This is a genomic window from Anaeromicrobium sp. (assembly GCF_025210435.1).
In the GTDB taxonomy this organism is placed as follows: Bacteria; Bacillota; Clostridia; order Peptostreptococcales; family Thermotaleaceae; genus Anaeromicrobium.
Genome location: NZ_JAOART010000023.1, coordinates 108160 through 128725, shown reverse-complemented (window position 1 = coordinate 128725; position 20566 = coordinate 108160). Strand labels below are relative to the sequence as shown.

Annotated in this window: 21 protein-coding genes and 1 pseudogene; 4 read left to right on the top strand and 18 right to left on the bottom strand. The window is 30.1% G+C overall.

Going from position 1 to position 20566, the window contains the following annotated elements:
- Positions 1-79: pseudogene (locus tag N4A57_RS02960) on the bottom strand (IS200/IS605 family transposase); the annotation flags it as partial.
- Between the two features lie 172 nt (positions 80-251).
- Here N4A57_RS02960 and N4A57_RS02955 point away from each other — a divergent pair.
- Together N4A57_RS02955 and N4A57_RS02950 are read left to right on the top strand one after the other, a co-directional pair.
- Positions 252-536 carry a 4Fe-4S binding protein gene (locus tag N4A57_RS02955; protein ID WP_293656019.1) on the top strand — a complete coding sequence of 95 codons (285 nt, stop codon included), beginning with the start codon at positions 252-254 and terminating at the stop codon, positions 534-536.
- A 172-nt stretch (positions 537-708) separates the two neighbouring features.
- Entirely contained in the window at positions 709-2448 is a 1740-nt protein-coding gene (locus N4A57_RS02950) for an ABC-F family ATP-binding cassette domain-containing protein (RefSeq protein WP_293656017.1), read from the top strand.
- Positions 2449-2518: 70 nt separating this feature from the next.
- Here the strand turns inward: N4A57_RS02950 and N4A57_RS02945 are convergent, their stop codons facing one another.
- The 4 genes from N4A57_RS02945 to N4A57_RS02930 form a co-directional block, all read right to left on the bottom strand.
- Positions 2519-4072, bottom strand: coding sequence for a right-handed parallel beta-helix repeat-containing protein (locus tag N4A57_RS02945; RefSeq protein WP_293656015.1), 1554 nt, complete (start codon positions 4070-4072; stop codon positions 2519-2521).
- Positions 4073-4808: 736 nt separating this feature from the next.
- Positions 4809-5444, bottom strand: coding sequence for a peptidylprolyl isomerase (locus N4A57_RS02940; protein ID WP_293656014.1), 636 nt, complete (start codon positions 5442-5444; stop codon positions 4809-4811).
- 344 nt (positions 5445-5788) lie between these two features.
- Positions 5789-6658, bottom strand: coding sequence for an AraC family transcriptional regulator (locus tag N4A57_RS02935; protein ID WP_293656013.1), 870 nt, complete (start codon positions 6656-6658; stop codon positions 5789-5791).
- Positions 6659-6731: 73 nt separating this feature from the next.
- Positions 6732-7841: a C45 family autoproteolytic acyltransferase/hydolase gene (locus N4A57_RS02930; protein WP_293656012.1), complete on the bottom strand. Its 1110-nt coding sequence runs from the start codon at positions 7839-7841 to the stop codon at positions 6732-6734.
- A 424-nt stretch (positions 7842-8265) separates the two neighbouring features.
- Here N4A57_RS02930 and N4A57_RS02925 point away from each other — a divergent pair, with 424 nt between their 5' ends.
- Positions 8266-8967 (top strand): ABC transporter ATP-binding protein, encoded by a 702-nt coding sequence (locus tag N4A57_RS02925; protein ID WP_293656011.1) that lies wholly within the window; start codon positions 8266-8268, stop codon positions 8965-8967.
- Positions 8968-8972: 5 nt separating this feature from the next.
- Complete coding sequence (locus tag N4A57_RS18580; protein WP_293656009.1) at positions 8973-9392, top strand: ArsR family transcriptional regulator; 420 nt, start codon at positions 8973-8975, stop codon at positions 9390-9392.
- Between the two features lie 21 nt (positions 9393-9413).
- On the opposite strand, the gene N4A57_RS02915 is transcribed toward N4A57_RS18580, so the two are convergent.
- The 13 genes from N4A57_RS02915 to N4A57_RS02855 all read right to left on the bottom strand — a co-directional run bounded on the left by N4A57_RS02915 (position 9414) and on the right by N4A57_RS02855 (position 20510).
- The gene (locus N4A57_RS02915) at positions 9414-11612 is read right to left on the bottom strand and encodes a hypothetical protein (protein ID WP_293656008.1); all 2199 of its coding nucleotides are present in this window, start codon (positions 11610-11612) and stop codon (positions 9414-9416) included.
- A gap of 8 nt (positions 11613-11620) precedes the next feature.
- Complete coding sequence (locus tag N4A57_RS02910; protein ID WP_293656006.1) at positions 11621-11842, bottom strand: hypothetical protein; 222 nt, start codon at positions 11840-11842, stop codon at positions 11621-11623.
- Between the two features lie 20 nt (positions 11843-11862).
- Complete coding sequence (locus tag N4A57_RS02905; protein ID WP_293656004.1) at positions 11863-12105, bottom strand: hypothetical protein; 243 nt, start codon at positions 12103-12105, stop codon at positions 11863-11865.
- A gap of 51 nt (positions 12106-12156) precedes the next feature.
- On the bottom strand, positions 12157-12435 hold the full coding sequence (locus N4A57_RS02900; protein WP_293656002.1) for a hypothetical protein: 279 nt from the start codon (positions 12433-12435) through the stop codon (positions 12157-12159).
- Positions 12432-13343: a ParM/StbA family protein gene (locus tag N4A57_RS02895; RefSeq protein WP_293656000.1), complete on the bottom strand. Its 912-nt coding sequence runs from the start codon at positions 13341-13343 to the stop codon at positions 12432-12434. The genes N4A57_RS02900 and N4A57_RS02895 overlap by 4 nt, the downstream gene beginning before the upstream one ends.
- Positions 13344-13478: 135 nt before the next feature.
- A complete protein-coding gene (locus N4A57_RS02890) occupies positions 13479-13682 on the bottom strand; it encodes a helix-turn-helix transcriptional regulator (RefSeq protein WP_293655999.1) in 204 nt (67 codons plus the stop codon).
- A 115-nt stretch (positions 13683-13797) separates the two neighbouring features.
- The gene (locus N4A57_RS02885; RefSeq protein WP_293655998.1) at positions 13798-13992 is read right to left on the bottom strand and encodes a hypothetical protein; all 195 of its coding nucleotides are present in this window, start codon (positions 13990-13992) and stop codon (positions 13798-13800) included.
- Positions 13993-14373: 381 nt separating this feature from the next.
- Positions 14374-14538, bottom strand: a complete 165-nt coding sequence (locus N4A57_RS02880; protein WP_293655996.1) for a hypothetical protein — start codon at positions 14536-14538, stop codon at positions 14374-14376.
- A 15-nt stretch (positions 14539-14553) separates the two neighbouring features.
- A complete protein-coding gene (locus N4A57_RS02875) occupies positions 14554-15081 on the bottom strand; it encodes a hypothetical protein (RefSeq protein WP_293655995.1) in 528 nt (175 codons plus the stop codon).
- 61 nt (positions 15082-15142) lie between these two features.
- The gene (locus N4A57_RS02870; RefSeq protein WP_293655994.1) at positions 15143-17536 is read right to left on the bottom strand and encodes a S8 family peptidase; all 2394 of its coding nucleotides are present in this window, start codon (positions 17534-17536) and stop codon (positions 15143-15145) included.
- A 3-nt stretch (positions 17537-17539) separates the two neighbouring features.
- Positions 17540-18640 carry an AAA family ATPase gene (locus N4A57_RS02865; RefSeq protein WP_293655993.1) on the bottom strand — a complete coding sequence of 367 codons (1101 nt, stop codon included), beginning with the start codon at positions 18638-18640 and terminating at the stop codon, positions 17540-17542.
- 204 nt (positions 18641-18844) lie between these two features.
- A complete protein-coding gene (locus N4A57_RS02860) occupies positions 18845-19147 on the bottom strand; it encodes a hypothetical protein (RefSeq protein ID WP_293655992.1) in 303 nt (100 codons plus the stop codon).
- 310 nt (positions 19148-19457) lie between these two features.
- Positions 19458-20510 carry a lamin tail domain-containing protein gene (locus N4A57_RS02855; protein WP_293655991.1) on the bottom strand — a complete coding sequence of 351 codons (1053 nt, stop codon included), beginning with the start codon at positions 20508-20510 and terminating at the stop codon, positions 19458-19460.
- Positions 20511-20566 lie beyond the last annotated feature (56 nt).

Below are 20566 nucleotides of genomic sequence, written 5' to 3'. Positions count from 1 at the left end.
TTCTGTACCTTGGACAAAATACAAAATGATAATTAATTAAGGATACAGTTGTTTTAGTTCTTCTATAGTCATTCATCATATGACTATTATATAACATTCTGTGTATGTTTAATATGATTTTATACATAAATATTGAAAAAACAAGCAAGTTGGGCCTATTCATCCCACACCTAAAGGAGTGGGCTTTCTAGCCGTATAATGCTGTAAAAGTTACACAAGTGTGTAACTATGAATATAAAAGGGTGATCTGGATGAAGATATTTTATTTTACTGCAACTGGAAATTCCCTAATGGTGGCTAAATCTTTTGGTGGTGAAACTTATTCCATTCCTAAAATGCTGAAAGAAGGCAACATATATTTTGAAGACAATATTAAAGTAGACCACAAAGTAAATTTTGAAGGACAATGTATTAGATGTTATGCCTGTACCCAAAACTGTCCAAGTAATGCAATTCGCTTTAATGGAGAGAAAAGTAAAACTAGATACCGAAATTCTCATATCTCACTAAAAGAAATAATACTTGCAAATAAATAGTTTAAAGAGGATGATTGAAATTAGTGAAAAAAAATGTTATGCTATCAACTGAAAACCAAAAATAATATCATTGCTACATTATATTGAATTGCAAAATTTTCATTGGCAATATTATATGATAAAGAGCTTATTTTTATAGGCTCTTTTTAAGTGATAAAGAGAGGTAATAAATATGATAAAATTTGATAACTTGTCCTACTCCTTCCCCCAAAAGGATCTATACAATAATATTTCATTTTCATTAGAAGATGGTCAACATTGTGCTTTTATAGGAACAAACGGCAGTGGAAAAAGTACATTAATAGATATAATTATGGACCCAGAAAGATATATGTTCGATGGTAAGTTAGAGATGGACCCTAATTGTAGAATTGGGTATGTAAGTCAGTTCTCACAATTAGAGGAAATAAAAGATACTACAGTTTACGAATATATAGGAAAAGAATTTATTAGATTACAAAATAAAATAACATCCATTTGTACTGAAATGGAAACATCTTCGGATATTGATACTCTACTAGAAAAATACCAGGAAGCTTTAGACGCATTTAATGCAATTGGTGGGGATGATTTTGACAGCATCATAAATAAAAAGCTGAATCTTGCAAACCTAGCTAAGCATAAAGATCTAATGGTATCTGAACTTAGTGGTGGAGAATTCAAACTTATACAAGTGATTAGGGAAATGCTCAATAATCCAGACTTAATGATTATGGATGAACCAGATGTATTCCTAGACTTTGAAAACCTTAATTCTCTTAAAAACCTAATTAATTCACATAAGGGAACACTATTAGTTATAACCCACAACAGATATCTATTGAATCATTGTTTTAACAAAATTCTGCACCTTGAAAACATGGAACTCCAAGAGTTTGATGGAAGATATATTGATTATAAGTTCTCATTACTTCAAACTAAAATTGAGTTACAAGAATTGGCTATGGCCGATAGTGAAGAAATTGAGAGAAACGCCATGTTAATCAATAAGCTAAGATATATTGCAACCTATAATCCTGACGCTTCTAAAGGAAGGTCCCTAAGGGCTAGAGTGAAAATTCAAGAAAGATTAGAAGCAAGACGTATTAAAGAGCCTTTTGTACATATTAAAGAACCCAATATCACTTTTCATATTGATAATGAGATGGAAGAAATCATGGCTTTAAAAGTTAATGATTACAGTGTTGCCTATGATGAGATACTTTTAGAAAATGTTAATTTCGAGATTAAATCTACTGATAAAGTAGCCCTTATAGGTTCAAATGGAACTGGAAAAACCACTTTATTGAGAGATATTTTTAAAAATAATAGTGATTCAATTGAAATTAATCCTAGTATTAAAATGGCCTATTTATCTCAGAATCAAGGTGAAACACTAAGTGAGTCTAATACCATAATGGAAGAGTTCCTAGATGCAGGTTTTAAAACCTATGATGAGGTTATATCATATGTTTCAAACTACGGTTTTCATGGAGAAATACTTGATCAAAAAATAGGGTCCTTATCTGGGGGAGAAAAAAATGTACTTCAATTAGCTAAAGTTTCTGCTAATAAGGGAAACTTCCTGCTTTTAGATGAACCTACAAGTCATTTAGATACCTATTCACAAATAGCCCTTGAAAAAGCCATAGAAAACTACAAAGGGGCCATTCTAATGATTTCTCATGATTACTATTCTATAGCCAATTGTATGGATTATGTTCTAATCATTGAAGATAAAACCATTAGAAAAATGAGTATGAAAAAATTTAGAAGGAAGATTTATGCTAATCATTTTGATAGAGACTATTTAGAAATTGAACAAAAGAAAAAATCAATTGAGACGAAAATAGAATTGGCTTTAAAAGATATGGATTTTGAGCTTGCAAAAGCTTTATCTGAAGAGTTAGAAGAGCTGATTAAGTTACTTTAAATTGAATTCTTTATAGCAGTAATTAATATGGCCTAAACCTAATGGGTTTAAGCCATATATTACTTCATTTTTAATTATATATTGATCTACATTTATTATTTTCAAAGATATTATCTTTAAAAGAAATATTGCTTCCACTATAAATATGGATAAGAGATTCATCATCAGAAGTTTCATTATTATAAAATTTATTGTCTTCAAAAGTTATATTATTTCCCTCTGTAATTTCCACACCATAAAATTCTTTGTTATCGTGAAATGTATTATTTTTAAATAATATATTGCCACTATCTCTAATAGCCATTATGCCATAACTACATTCATAAATTTCAGAATCCAAAACTTTTATATCATTACTAGATTCTAGTTCAAGACCTTGAGTACCACAACCAAATAATTTAGAATTTTTAATAGTAAGACCTGTAGTATTTAAAGCTTTAATAACTCCCCCTGTACAATGTCCAGGTTCTATTGTATGACCTATGGTTAGGTTATGTAATTTTATGTTTTTACAATTTTCAAAGGTAAGGACATTGGCATACCTAGGTTCTACTACTATTTTAGAATTTTCTTTTCCTATGATAGTTAAGTTTTCTATATTTTTAATTATAATTTCTTTTCCATCATGGACAGGATTCTTTTGTAAAACATCTGTTTCATAAAGAATAGTACTTAAGTTATATTCCTTATCATCTAAATAGATGGTTCTATTAGACCCTATGGTAGAACCTAATTCATAAGCATCCTTTGGATGATGTACGGTTGGAATGATTGGAAGTTTTATTGTATATTTTTTACCATTAGTATAAAAATAGATTTCCTTAGTATCCCTTGGAATTGGAGAATAAGAAGAATAATCTAAAAATATATTATCAGATATTCTAGTTCCACCACCACCAAAACATTCAAGTTCAGTATCCTCTGTAACTAATGAAGAACCTTTATAATCCACTTCTCTAGGTAAATTATGAGGATTCTTATTAGAAGGATCTTCTGTGTATGTGGAAAACAAAGTAAGGCCCAGTGGTGAAGAAACAACCCTTGATAAGGTTACCCTATCCCTAAAACCTTCTAATTGGACATTAGGTGAATAATCTACACTAGATCTTAAAAAGTTTTCATCACCAAAAGGAATAGTCAGTTCTCTAAATGTATTATCATCATTTTCTATAGTAAGAACTATAGTATTGTCATAATTAGGAACTAATTGGACATTGCAATCTAAAATTACATAGGTATTTTCCTTATCAGTAAAAGATTGCATACCTGCACTATAGGCACTAGTTTTATTTTCATCTAAATATGATCTGAAATTTTTAGATGATATGGATATTTCATGATATTCTGAATTACCTTTTAAGGTATACATGATAATAACATTGGCTTTATCTGCTAAAATTGCATTTAATGTAAGAGTTTCGTCTTTCCCTATGGAAATACTTTTATTATAAATATTTAAATCTCCTTCTTTGTATAATTCATATAAGTTCACTTTTTCCTTCATCATATTTTCAAAGGGCTTTAAGCTACTAGCTTTAATAAAACCATTATTTTGTGCTGAAGCAGTAATTGAAAATAAAGAAAAGATAAGTAAGATTGACACAATTAATATTTTTTTATTCATGATAAAAACCTCCCTAATAAGAATATGATACATGAATATGGAAATAATTACAAAACAAATAATTCCATATATTTAAACTATAAAGATTAATATAATTCTTTATCCCCCTTGTAGCCTAGATAATATATTTTCAAAATCTATACTCTTCAGATTCTTTATCTATACAAAGTGGTGAATAGGACAACGGCTACTCCTCCCCCTGTAACTTTTGAGAAAAAAAATTACAGGAGAAGGGTTTTACTATACAAGGCGGAGCCATAGGTATCCGTATACCCTTTTTCTTATTTGAATAATATCTTATTCGAAAACATCCTCTCAAACCTGCCCAGGCCCGATTACCAGGTATGTATACCAAACATTTGAGGATGCCCCACAACGGAGCTGCACTTATCTGGGAAATGTCTATATATATTTTTTTAATACATATAGACCCATGCAGCTCTAACCTGCGACTAAACCGTTGGTACGGCAAGTTATTTTATCGTGATTTTTAATCTTTCAACACGTTAATATTTTTTTATAGTGGATATGATTAACCACACTCTTTTTAGTTGTCACAAAAACTCACGCTTGCCTGCCCTTTGTTTTAGGTCTTACGGATTCTAAAGTTCTTCACTTATATAGATAGTGAATTTAAAAGTTTTTGGACAAAAAAAATAAGATGGCAAAATTACCATCTCATAGAGTGTAGTTTAATTTTTTTAAATCCCATATAAAAAAATTCTTTTCTATATTATTAATTATTAGGCTCTAATACTATTACTTTTTTTATTACTACATCTACTTTAGGGGTAGATGCTTCTCCTGAATAAGGATTATTTTTCACAGGCGTATCAGCTATTTTATCTAACGTATCTTCTCCATCTATTAGTTTTCCAAATGCTGCATACTTCCCATCAAGAAAACTTCCATCTCCATCCATTATAAAAAACTGACTGCTCGCTGAATTTGGATCATTACTACGAGCCATAGAAATTATACCTTTTGTATGCTTAAGCTCATTCTGGGAAAAACCATTTTCTGCAAATTCACCTTTGATAGTATTTTTAGATCCCCCAGTTCCATCTCCTTTAGGGTCTCCTCCCTGAATCATAAACCCTTTCATGATTCTATGAAATTTAAGTCCATCATAAAATTCTGATTTAGAAAGACTTATGAAATTCTCAACTGTAGTAGGTGCATACTCAGGATATAGTTCAAAAACCATCTTGCTACCATCTTTCATTTCTATCTGTACTTTTGGGTGTTGGATCTTAACATCTTCCTTTGGTCCTTCACTTATTTTTTCGTTGGTACATGCCGTTATAAATATTGCCATTACAAATACCATACATACTGATTTTATAAATCTCTTCACCTTAAAATTTATCATTCTTATTCATCCTTTTCCTTTATTATTCTATTTTCACATAGGAAACCTATATAGATTTCCTAATAAAAATCTAGTGTACATAATTTTATATTTTTTTCATACGCTCCCTCCATATTAATTCTTTTATGTATCATTTATATAATATCATCCTTTTACTTTTAATTATACCTTTTTTAGAAGTGCTAAATCCATATTAGATTCTTTCAACTTATTTAGGCATATTCAAATCCTATTTACTAGTAAACTATTATGCGTGCACTTGACAGGGGTATAATCATCTATGATGCGATTCACTATATCACGTACAAATTAAGTTTTTGATTGATAATAAAGTATATCATTTTTTATTTTATAGGAATATAAATATCAATTTCTGATAAATGATTATTTGCTCCTTTAAACCTTTCATCATATAATTCAAAATCATCTCTCATATCAATCTCTACCTTACACAAAGGAATCCATGTACCCCAAATATATTCATAAGTTTCCTTTAATTTATCTATACTTCCCTTATGAGTAAATACTATATATTTCCCCTGTGGAATAACTTTAGTTATCATCCCATCTGGTATATAGTCAAAAGAGGTAACTTCTAAGCCCACAATTTCACTATATGCTACATTTTCACCAAATTGATTATTTGGTCTATCATTTTCACAAATTCCATAATATTTAAGTGGTTCAGCCCTATTTATTATTTTTGAACTACTACTATTAAAGTCATTCCATAGATCAGGTAATAAATTATTTTTCAGTGTAATATTTCCCTTTATACCTATAACTTTAACTTCAGGTATAACTTTAATCACTGGTTGAATGGTAATATTATTTAAAATATGCTTTAATCTTTCATTATCCATATATTTCTTGTTTCCTTTTAATACATGAATTCTATTCTTTCTATATTCAATAGGACTAGAATCATATATTTTTTTAAATGCTCTTGCAAATGCCTCTGGTGATTTAAATTGAAAGTCTAATGCTATGTCTACAATCTTTTTATCCGTATATATTAAATCTTGTGCTGATTTTGTGATTCTTCTTTTTCGTATATAATTTCCAATACTTTCACCTAGTAATCCTTCAAATAACCGAGTAAAATGATAGTAAGAATAACCAATAGATTTAGCTACATCCTCTGTTTTCAACTCTTCATTCAAGTTTTCTTCAATGTACATAATTGCTTTTTCTAATGATTTAGTATAATCCATAACCTATCACAAAATCCTTTCTTGATTATATACTTCACATCATACCTCTAACTCACTCTGCTTTTTTAGCTTCTTATATTAATTCATAAAAATCTTTTGGTGCTTTATGCTTTATAATTTTTACTGTATACTCTAATTTTTTTTGGCTATTGTCTATTTTAAAAGTATGCCAGTCATTCAAAGCGGTTGATCCAAAACATACATCTACAGTTCCATCATTTAAATCAAACACCATTCCTCTTAGTGTTCCAAAAAAATCTTCGTAATGATGACAACATAGTCCTTCTGGATACATTGTAGTTAATAATGATTTAAGGTTGTCCTGTGAGACTATTTCTTTTTCATTTAAATATTTATTGATTAAATTATATCGTACTACTGAGTTTTTCATAGCCTTAGGTTCATATTTCTTTAATTCCTCTAAATGAACATGATTTGTAGAGCATAAAAATTGTTCTTTTGTATTAGCTGAAATACATTTAATTGCCTTTTTACCATCAAGACTTTCAATTAAAGCTGCATTTCCCATTTTATCAGCAACCATAAGATTTATATTATATGCTATTGGTACACTTTCCATATATTTTATAGCTTCATTGACATCCTTACAATTTTCTAATATTGATCTTATAACTGACCAAAATTGTAATCCCACAATTGCAGGTTTTCTACACCCTTGAAAATTTCCTACTGGTAGACCTGTTGATGTTTGACTAACTCCAAGACCACATTCATTCATCCCATCCCCTCTACCAAATTGAACCATAGATGTACCTATATGAGCATATTTCCCTTTAATCTTTGTTGTACACAAAATAAGTTCTTCCATTTCATCATTAAATTCATAATTTCTAGCCAATAGCACATGATTGTTTTTCGTCTTTTCAGGTAATACTGTCATTTGACTACAACCTGGTTTAAGAAATGACATTACATAATATATTGCTTGAAATTTATCAAGTCCTAATGCATCTGTAAAACCTTCAATTTCTTCATTAATTCCTGGACAATATTCATCAAACATTTTTATAATTTGTATTTCTTCCTCTTTTGAAAAAGGAGATTTTGGCATTTCATTCCTCTCCAGAAACTGTGACACAGATTTTATTTTTTCTCCCAATAATTTACCCACTTCATAATTTGTACCTTCTAATTCATAATAACAAGCTTTCAAGTTTTTCATAACTACTTTTCTCCTTAACTTTATTTTGTAATATAAAGTTATCATTTTTAGAAAATGTATGCCTGATATTTTCTGCTATTCATAGTTTATATTTATAAATAATTTTTCTATAAATATATATAAATTAAACTAGTCCAGGAAAATCAAATAACTTGAACTTTCTTGACTAAATAGTGGATGGTGAGTTTACGTTTATCCAATTTTAGTGAAAACCGCCATCACTTATGGTACGGTTGCCCTGAAATACTCATAAACACCGTTTTCAATATTTCATCCACAACATCTAAAAAAATCCCATATCTTCCCCTTACTACTGACCAAAATTTCATTCAAATATTCTTTCCTAGTAAACTAATAACTTCATCAGTAGCAAAACTCCCTTCTTTGAATAATATAAATTATAGTTATTTAAGGAGGGTTGATCGTGCCTCAAAAAAGAATAGTACAAGTGAATAACTTGCACCTGAGCTATCATACATTAGGTGGCGAGACTAAGGCCTTATCAGATCTATCCTTTCATGTATCCGAGGGAGAGATCATAACCATAGTAGGTCCTAGTGGCTGCGGAAAGTCCACCTTGTTGTCTATCATATCTGGTTTACTCAAACCTTCCTCTGGTGAAGTTACCATTGAAGGTATAGAAGTGACTGATACTCGTAAAGATGTAGGTTATATGTTCCAAAATGACCTTTTATTTGAGTGGAGGAATATATTAGATAATGTGCTTATTGGACTTGAAGTACAAAAGAAATTGACAACAGATTCAAAGGAAATGGTTGAAAAGCTTTTAGATACTTATGGATTAAAGGATTTTAAATATCACTACCCTAGTCAATTATCTGGTGGTATGAGGCAGAGGGTTGCATTAATTAGAACACTAGCCATAGAGCCTAAATTACTTCTACTTGATGAACCATTCTCTGCCCTTGATTATCAGACTAGATTGATAGTAGCAGATGATATTTATAATATACTAAAAAAGGAGAAGAAAACAGCCATAATGATTACACACGACATATCAGAAGCTATATCTTTTAAAAAGTTACTTTTTCATTTATTTTCCATGCAATTCACAAACATACGTTTGCTACCCATTCCAAAACATGATAATATTATCATGAGGTGAATTTAATGTTGACTAAAAAACAACAAATAGTATTTGATTACATACGACGAGAATTAGACTTTAAAGGATACGCACCTTCTGTTAGAGAAATTTGTGCCGCTGTAGGCCTTAGTTCTCCTTCCACAGTTCACCATCACTTAGAAGTTTTGGAGAAAAAAGGATTTATTAAGAGAACCCCTACTAAGCCACGAGCTATAGAAGTATTAAATAAAGAGTTTTTTAACGGAAATAACATCATAAGGGCTCCTTATACTAGGATAGATTTAGGCATACTAGAAGGAGATTACCTAACACTGTCTTGTCTTCCTCCTTCTACTGGAGATGTTATTGCCTATATGAATAAGGATAAAGTTCATATGGATATTTTCAATGACCAACCTAACATACTGGGTATAGTGAAAAATGTAATGAGAAAAATAAGCTAAGGTCTTTTATAGCCTTAGCTTTTACAATGGTTTTGGTAATTTACTTATGAATTTTGCGTATTGATTTCCATAGCTTATTATATTCAAACTATGGAAAGGTTTCATATTTAAACCTTCTTCTACTGTGAATGGCTTAATTTCTTCCTCTAGCATCTTCAAATTTTCTTTTTCTATCCCTTGTATTAACATATAGCTTGCTCCTGCTGACTTAATAGCATCTAACAGACTTTTGAATTGTTTCATGTAATGTATGGTGAAATAAGGAGATAACCCAAATTTTCTAAACTCTGTAATATGATTCTTAAAAAATGAGGCCGCTGTAGGCACTTGATGGACTTCATCGGTTATTATATGAGCTATATTAGGCTTATCTACTTCACACCTTTCTAGTGATGCCATGCGGATTCTAGTCATAAAGTAGGTAACAACTACATCCTTAGTCATAGGAACTTTAAATGCTTTCTCTGGCATCATAATAAACACCGCTCTACCATCATTCATATATTCAGTGAAATCATGATTATCTATAGGAGCCTTTAACATTCTCTCTAACCTCGGATTTTCAACCAATGTATTAATTCTATTTATAATCCCACTAATCAGATGTGTTTTAGTTCCTGTAATTTTACCATTAGAATCAACATCATTCAATTCCCTAAGAGTATTTAAAACCCTATCATCATAATCATATATTCCTTTACTATTTCTAATGTAGTTATTCCTAACCGTCCACTCCTCTAACACTCTAAAAACATTATCTACTATTTCATCAGGATGTATAAATACAATTTTGACTGCTGCTACTAAATATCTAGCCATTTGTGATGATAAAGGTCCGTTGTTGTCTCCGTCAGAAATACTGTTAACTAGATACTTTACTTGTTGGCCTATTTCACTAGCGACTAATATCTTTTCCCATGATGTAGATTCTTCTGTTATATTGCTAGACACCTCTGGGTATGAAAAAGCAAATAATTGTTTTTCATCTGCAAGATTTATTAGCACTGGATCCTCAATATCTTCTATTGATTTGTAAGTAAGTTCGCAATTCTTAATATAGTCAAATGTTATTGTGCAATCCCCGATTTTATTAGCACCTTTTATATAATTACATGTGTATTCTGTCTTTCCAGCCCCCGGAGGTCCAGCAACAACCTTTGGCAAGGCCCTTACATTGTATTTATTGCACCAGCTAACTTTTACCTCGTTACCCCTAACAGTAGTTTCGCCCACTGGTATTCTATCACCTTGTAACTCCTTAGGGACTTCTATTTCTCTATTGTCTATGCTGTTTATTCTATATGTCTCTTGGTAATATTTTGTGGGTAGCTGCATAATTTGTGCAAGTTCCTTTGAACATAATATATTTTTGTAATGACTTTTGTCTTTAAGAATAAATTCATTGTCACCACTCATGGAATTGAAAGATTTTAGTACATTTCTAAACAACATATCCTCTCTTTCGCTTTTAATTATTACATTTATCTTAGTTTTATAGGCATTGTATCTGCTTTTGGTCAATGTATTATCACTCAATCCATTCCTAAGTAATTTTGAATACATATCATTCCCTAGATATTCATGTTCTATTTCAACTTTACTAAAAACCGAATTTAAAAGATCTATTCCGTAGTAACAGGTTTCTAATGCAAAATCAATGCCTCCATATGTTAACTTCCTTAAATCTAAACTTGTTTTGGTTGTTACCTTCCCGTTAGTATTAAATTTCTTTATGCAACTTTCAACCTCTCTGTACCAGCTAGGATTACATGGTTCTAAATCAAATCTTATGTATATTTCTTCATTTTCCTTAAGAGTATTTTGGCTTTCTAATAGATTAGACAAAGGGAACTGGCCTTTCATATTTGTTTTTAAGGACATGAAAAAGTGCTCTTTTAATTCTAGTTGTTTATTAACACCTATTGGGATATCAATCTTATTATCTTCCTTTATAGTGGCTTGTGGGTAGCATATATTCAATTCTGTAAGCACATTTCCCTTTATTCTGTCGGGGAATCCTAAGTAAAAGCTACAATCATTTTTAGTAAGTTTTATCTCGTATGAAATATTATTCTTAGGGTTCAAGTCTATAAATATATTTTCTTTATCATGGGTTATTTCTGTTCTGTTATATGGTGTTTTGTAGTAGTGGATATTTTCTAGCATTCCTAAAACTTTTCTATTATCTAATGAATAATTAGGTACAATTCTAACTCTCATAACATCACCTATATTAACATTGAGGCTAGTTGTATAAATAAAAATCCTTGTATGGCTCTTTTAGTTACTATTTTAGAACCATATTCATTTCCAAACATCATTAAGGCTCCTGCTATCACTAGCATTACTATCAAAGCCTTCCAACTTACTTTAGAGGCTATAATAACCAAGTCAGTAATAATAACACCTATCTTATCAACTATCTTTGATAAATTATTTATTCCATTCATTAAAAATCCCCCTTACAATTTTATATATTCCTTTCAATATCAAACCTCCCCCCAAAACCAATAAGGCAATGTCTAAAATAATCAATACGATCACGCATATCCCTCCTCCCGTGTGGAATAATATTATTGAGGTGATAAATTATGTTTGAGTTAGGATTAGGGCTTGCACTAGTTTCAACTTCTTGTATGATTGCAAAAATAATTGTTAATTTTTTATAGTAGACTAGCATTTTTAACACTTCTCTTGCATATGCTGTTAGCAAAGGTATTTGCTTCACAGCTCACTTGGCCTAACTTCGCCGGCTATTTTTATGTTAATTCATCATTTTTAATATAGAATCTAAAGCTTTTTCTGTCATAGTTTCATTAATCTCATCTGAATGTTTTTCCAATATGTTAAACTTACCTATATTTTCTTCAAGGTACTTCATAACCAATTCTTTCACATTAAATAATTCTTGTTTATCATCATAACTAAAACCAGCTGCTTTAGTTAATATTCCTCTTAATAATTCTGCTCTCTCCTTCTTATTTTCTATAGCCATATAATAATCATAAACTTCATTTGCGACTCTAACCCCTATAACTTTCATTTTGGCATCTCCCAAACTAGTTTTTTAGGTTTGTATAGCATTTGAGCTATTTTGAAATAGCCATTCGCATTAGCATATTCAGGATTATCCATTACAAAGAATTGAGGGAAGTATTTACCTAATAAATGAGCCCCACCACCGCATAAAAATATTTTAAATGATGTATTCCCCCAAAACTTATTTACATCATTATCAATTCTATTAGCTAACACGTCATATTCCGGTCCTGTTTTTATATTTTCAGCCTGTTCTGGTGTTATATCTTCCGCCCTTGAAAGTCTTTTGTAGATCATGTTATACACTTGATGCATCCCAAAGTTAACAGTAAAGCTGTATTTATCAATGAACTTCATATTTTCAAATACAACCAAATTTATGGTTTTGTAACCTATGTCTATCATCCCAACTTTTTGAGTGGCTAATTCTTTATTTACAACCTCACCTTTATCATTTAATACAAGGGAAAAATAAGCTCCTGCTCCTTCAGGAAATACGCTTACATTTTCTAATGCAATACTTTTTGTACTTCCATACATTCCAACTTTATAAGCACCTTTCAAGAACTCTTCTATCTCTTTTCTTTGGTTCTTATAATCCGATACAGGTGTTCCAGTTACTATATTAGTTCTTACTTCTTCAACATCTGTGGTTAAAAATATCCCCGTCAGCAATAATGGTAAACTCCTTAATTTATCAATTTTCTTCTTTTGAAATCCTCTTGATAAACCTTCAAGTTTAGCTTTTTCACCTACAAAATATCCATTATTATCTATGGTCATAATGTAATTAGTTTTATCATCTTCAAAATCCAAACTTCTAGCTCTACCACAATAACTTTCAAATGCTATTCTTTTGTTAAGGCTAACTATATTTACATTTCCTCTGCCTATATCTGCTCCATAATTCAAAATTAAAACCTCCCTTGTTAACATTTTGTTAACATTTTGTTTACTTAATAAAGTATATTAAAATAGTTAGAATTAATGCATGTCCATATGTATTTTTTCCAAAACTTTTGATTTTTTACATAAAAAAATACCTGGCTAATCTTCCAGGTAAAATATCTCTTCAACAGGTCTTTTCAATTTTTTAGCTATATGGAGCATTGCTTCTCCAGATGGAGTAGTACCATTTTCATAATTATTATACTTCCGATAGTCCATCTCTAAAACTTTTTCAGCGAACTCGTTTTGCTTCATCATATATTCTTTCATTCTTATTTCTTTTAATTTATGTCGTACCCCCATGGCTCCCCCTTTTATCTTTTGTACTCTATTATGTATTAGATAATGAGTTGGATATTCCTTCTTTATACTTGGATTATATGCAAAAAGACCAGGTCTCCCTGGTCTAATATTTTTATTAAAAGATATTATTATATTTTACTTCTTGCAACTGCTTGTATAATTCTATTTTATGATTATGTAGTGCATTTAGCTTGTTAGTCATATTCTCTAATTGCTGACCTGTTATGTGATATGACGTTATATATTCATTTGTTTCTTTTTCATCCTCTAATATTTTGGCAATTTCTTGCAAGATTAATTTTTGTACCATAACATTCCCCTTATAGCTTTTTACGGAGTATTGACCTGATATTAAAATTTTATTCAAAATAGAAGAAGAGCACGAATCTAAGTCCCTGTATTAAACACACTATTAACGTTGTAAACCCATATTATGTAGGCTCTACTCTAGTTATTACAATCTATATTGAATTTCTGCTGGCCATTTAAGATTTAATTTATTAACAACATGTCTTAAATTATAATCTTCGTCGCTTGCTACACTACTATCTTTTGAAAGCAAATCTTCCCAAACATAATTTTCATAATAAAATGCTATTGCTCTAACTAAAGTTTCTTTATCCTTTTGATTTAACTCCCTTGTAATTACCTCCCAATATAATTTTTATTATCTCTGAATGCTTTATTACTTTTATTTTTTTTCTTGTGAATCAACATCTTCATCCATAGAAAATCCATCCCAAACAGTTCTCATTTCAGTAGGCTTATTAGTATCTAGATTAGAAATTAAATCCTCTAAAGTAGTATCTACTGAATCATTCTGACCCTCAGGTCTAGCATTAGTATGTTGTAGCATAAAATCCCCCCTTATTTAGGCAACTATTATCATTATAGAGAATATTGCAACTGCAAGAATAATAATACTTGAAAAATACGATGTATAAGCTGCTTTAAGGTTTTTTGCCCTTTCATCGTTAGTTTTCTGCAATGTTTCTGTTGAAGTACTATAATAAAGAATGCTTTTGTTCTTCATCTTAATTTCAGTATTAAATTTATCTTGGTTTCGTTTCATTTCTTCTAAGAGATACTTACCTGTTGGAAAAAACATTCCTAGCCTTAATCTTTGAGATTTAATTGATAAAAATAAACTGAATATCAAAGGTACTGAAATAGCAAAATATATAAATGCCAAGACTTTTAAATTTATAATATTATATTTAAATGCCAAAGGTAAAAATATATTGACAAAAACAAATATTGTTGAAAGGTATTTAATAAGATAATCAGATTTAGCTAGTAATTGTTTACTTCTATCAACTTCTTGTTCATAAGAAACTTTTGATATTTGTAATACTTTTTCTAATAACTTATCTAGTAAATTTACATTAGGATTGCTCATATCTATCTCCTTTCATATAATATGTTGTAATTTTAGTTGCTACATAAAAAATTATATTTTATTAAACCTCTTGATTTCCTCTTAGATTAATATGAATATTTTGCTTAAGTTTGATATCTCTGTGCAAGAAATTATTTCTCTCTAATAATTTTGTAACCTCTCGATAAATAGGTTCTGCCTTATATGGATCACGAATAGTTACTATAATACAACATTCCTGTGATAATTCTTTTCTTTCAATCTCAGCTTTTCTTTCTGCAAATTCACGATACAAACCTGTTACCTTTAAGAACCATTTTTTTGGTGCTTGAATATACTTTTCTTTGTTCGTTTGAGTTAATTCAGATAAGTCAACAGCATATTTCTTATTTGGATAGAATTTATCTCCATATTGAACTAACATCTTTTCAGCAGTAGCAAAATTTTTATGTTTAATATTAGATTTCTTTTTACTATAGCAACTAGTATTTAACAAGTTATATGACCCCTCATCACGGCCTATTGGATTTTTTATGGTTTTTTTAGTTGTATCTCTTTGACATTTGTTGTTATATGTCCCCAATTTCACGTCAATATTTGATTGACAATATTCAGTTCCCTCATTTTCTGCAAGAATTGGTGTATTCACTACCGTCAAGATTATTTGACCATAATAATATCCATCATCATCTACTAATGATTCAGGGAAAGGAAAATCTAAGATATCAATATATTCGCCTTTGACTAGATTTTCTCTTAATACTAGAGTAATCTCCGACGGGTCATTATATAATATTCCAGAAGACGAACTTGGAAGTCCAAACCCTAATTGATTTAATTTTTCACTTATATCTAAATCTACTTCTTGCGGGTATTTTGCCGAATGTATAAGTAAAGCTTTTATTAATACTGGATCAAAACCTTCTTTTAATTTATCATTTAGATCTGCAGCAATTGCTGATACTCTTGGAGTCGAGAAACTTGTTCCTATTGTGTTTCTTAGATTGCCATTAATGTCAAATGAACATACACCGTTTGGTATCGGGCGTCCACTATTAACCCCACAATTACCTCCATAGTGGACAAGATCTGGTTTTATAATATTTGCCGGTCCCGGTCCTACTCTGCTAAAAGGAGACAAATGATTGATATCAGCAAGATCGGTACTAATTTTAGAATGTGCTATAGATCCTATAGTCAATGCTCTAACTGAGTCTGCACCTCTAGCAATTCTACTTACACATTTATTGTTTAAAAAATTCCTACAGTTACCTGCTGATTTAATTATTAGCACTTCATTTTCATCTTGAATACTATCTAACGCTATTCCAAATTCTGTAAAATCCCCATTATTGACTTCATATTCACTTCCTAAAGACATATTCCAAATTTTTATTGTATCACTATGTTTATCTATAGCTTCCCTTACATTATCTACTAAATATGCTTCAGAGATTTCTTCTTTTCTAGGATTTGGAAAAACTGCCGCATCAAATAATTTACATCCATTAACATCTGTATAACTTTTTCCTTCCAATAAATCTCCAAATCCAATAATTCCTGAAACAAAAGTTCCATGGGACGGATCAATTACTTGCGTTGGATAATTGGTATGACGTTTACCTATAATCCATGGTCTTAATTGTGGTATATCACTTATTCCTGAATCTAAAACACCCACTACAGGATATTCAACATCTTTATTTGGTGCAGGGACTTGAACTACATTCTCAAGAAAAAAATCATCTGTTATCACCTTTAATAATGGCATTGGTTCAATGGATAAAATCCCGCTAAAGTCATCTATATCATTTAGTGCATCCAGTGAATCTGCTGTAATTTGATGAATATACAGCTTTTCTGAATATTTTACTGTTTTATCCAACTTGAGATATTTATTTCTTTCTAATAACCTTTCAAAAGTACGTAACACTTGTTTATTAGTATGATAATCACTATAATCATGTAGTCTAACTTTAAATATAAATTTCCCATTTTTCGTAATCTCAGTTTTAGACGTATCAATCATAGGTTCAAATGATTCTATTGACTCCACACCAGAAATTGCTTTTGCATTTTTTTGTGTTTGTAATAATTTTTTATTAATCGCTTCAAGTTCAGCAACATCATCAATTCTTATTATTAATTCTTGATCTCTAGATAACCCTATAATTCTATCTTTTTTTTGATTTGAATAAAATAGCTGAGATATTTCTTTACGATGTGATTTCGCTAATGCATCCTCAACAATTTTTGCTTTAAGAATTGCAGGTACGTTGTTGTATTTTTCCATTTTTTGCTCCACTTGTGTTTTTGCTTCACTAAGTTCTTCTTTAAGTATTTTGGCTTTATGAATTAATGCTTCTCCTTTCAATACCCATTTAGGAGGTTTATCACTTCCACCTCCTTCTGTTTGCCTTTCATCAACTTCAAGTCTTTTTTCGAAAATTTTAATTGGTAGATGTTTTTCTTTCATCTTTTATTCCCCCTGATCATCTAAAACTTTCCTTATTTGCCTACGAGAAAGTCCTAAAATCTTTGATATATCTGATTGAGATACCCCATTTGTATTCAAAAAACTTACTAGTGTAATTTCGTCTTCCTTAAATCCCTTGTGCAAATATATTTGATACAAAACTGTAGCATAGGTTAATTGTTTTTCTTCAGATATTATGCTTTTCTTTATTGAATTAAAACATAATGTTTTTATATCTGAGGCGTTAAATCCTAATAAAAGTTCTGCTAATGTATTCATTTTTTTTCTATCTTTATCAAAATCATATTTTACTGTTTCTAGATAAAGCTTAATAAGTTCAACAATTTCTGCTTCTCTAGGCTTTGGAACTTCTACAATAGTAGTAAATCTCCTCCAAACTGCTGGATCAAGAAGTTTTTCATGATTAGTAGCAGCAATTAATATATTATTTTCATTAAAGGTATCAATATTTTGAAGCAAGCTATTAACTACCCTTTTTAATTCACCAACTTCATGTTCATCATTTCGTGCCTTTGCTATTGCGTCAAATTCATCTAAGAATAAAATACAAGGCCTTTCATTTGCATATTCAAAAATTTTTCTAATATTTTTAGCAGTACTCCCTAAAAGAGATGATACTAATCCATCTAATTTAGCTGTTACTAATGGTAATTGCGTTTGCTGTGCTATGTAATGTGCTATACTAGTTTTCCCACAACCTGGTGGTCCATATAATAGCAAAGATTCTGGTAAATTAATACCTAATTCTATAAATTTACTTCTGTGTTTCAAAGATTCTATGTAGTTGTCAACCTTTACTTTTGTAATTTCAGGTAAGACAATTTTTTTATGATTATTACTTTCTATCGCGACGTCAACCATATCCAATCGACTGTCTTGATCAACTGGTTTAGAAAGAAATTCATCTAGATATACTGGATGTACAGACTTTTTATCAATTATTTTTTTTATTCTGTCTGCAAATTTATCTTCTCCTTCTTCTCTCAGTTTTTCAGAAAATAATAATGCATAACTTTGTACTTTATCACGATTTTTTTCTAATCCTCCTTCAATTATCTTTAATATTTCAGTACGCATATACATTAAATTCACTCCTTATTATCAAACATACAAACTTTAAAAGTTATATGTTTCAATACTAATTGTATCATTTTACTAAAGATTCTGCACGTTTTAGAGCGAATTTATACCTTTTTTTATTTTTTTTGTACGCTTTTAGTTTTTTTAATCTTATAGTAAACCTAAAAGTCTAACATAATACTCAAGAAATTTTTACTTAAATATTATTTATTTTTTATACAAACCTGCATTTAAATGATCTTCTAAATCTTCAATTTTTGTTCTAATTAATTCTATTGCTTTTTCAAGATTTTTACATTGAGTAGAACTAAAGAAATCCCTGTCAGTTTTAATCCACTTTTCAAGTGACGTTAAATTAATTCCATTCTTATTTTTCAACATATTTATTGTATTTTTTATCCATAGCTCATCCATTTCTTTAATCCTATACAATCCATCTTGATTTTCCCAATAACCTTTTATACCAATGGCTGGATACATATTATATAGTTCTCCTTTAAAATCATTCATTTTATGCCCTCCTTATAATAAAAGCTTTCCTTATGAAAACTTACTTCATCCAAAAACAGTTTTATCAGTAATAACTCTCTATAAAAAAGCAAAAAGGATTCCATCTATTTACAATCCACATGTCAAATATATCCATATTATATCATAATTATAGTTTTATACTTATGATTCTTTACTTGAATACATTAATTTACATTTTCTAATTTAGGTTTTTATCCAAAAACTAAAAAAGAGCAGGAACCTAAGCCCCTGCATTAATCTCACGTTTAGTGCATAGAAAATAGCACCTATTCTCCTTTCACTTAATCTATTAATCATCAAATCTATTAACAAGTTCACCTTTAGTGTTATATAACTCTGCAGGATCGCTTTTGCTATTGTTCCAAGTACCTTTGCCATCTAGCCAATGGAATTCTACACCTGAGTTTTTAGCGGAGTCGCCAACTTTTACAGATGCATTTGAATCTAAAATGAATTTTGGAAATATAAAAGACTGATTACCTCTTACTGACATAATCTTCCACCCTGTAAGATCTACTGATTTACTGCCTGAATTTGTAATTACAATATATTCAGCTTTTTTATCCAGCTCAGTAATCATTAGTTCTTTACTCATCTCACTTGTTTGGTTCTCAGGTGGTGCATTTGTTTCTAATTTTGCATTGACTTCATCTGGATTGACATTATCAAATCCATCCTTTACAGTATTTCCTTTTATAGTGTATGTATAACTATAATGACTTGGTATCTGAGTATTTGCATTTGGGTAAGTTATAACAGCAACAAAATCTGTACAACCTCCAGCATCTCTAATAGCTTTTTCCATATATGCTTGATCTCCATGTCTATTAAGGGTGCTATTTTGAGGAGTTATGTTGTATGCATTTGATACTCCACCAAGAGAATCAGCTATTACATGACCTTCGTCTAAAGTTTTACTTTCCACCCCAGGTACTTTCGCTTCGTCCCTGTAATACCTTCCAGTTGACAGAACAGGTTCAGTAGATTCATCTTGTAAAGTAATTTTCTTAGCTGTTACTTTCACCAATTGACCATATTCATTCGTGTAAGCATAATATTCTCTATCACCATATCCTATATCTACAACAACGTTAGGCTCTCTATGGCCTGATTGATTTCCACCATCAACTTCAATTAATTTATTTCCTTCAAGTGAATCTTCTGCTATCAAAGTTTCTTCATTTTTTATTTGCTCTTTATCTAAAGCAATAGTTTCAGCAACCTCATTTGATTTTAAAACTGCGTTTGTATCTTTAATTGAGTCATTTCCACATCCTGACAATATAGAAATTGACATCAGAAGAATACATAAAGCTGTAGTTAGTTTTTTATTCATATCCATTCTAATCTCCTCCTATTTTAATATTTCTTTCAAAGCTAACATTCAATTCTATTGCC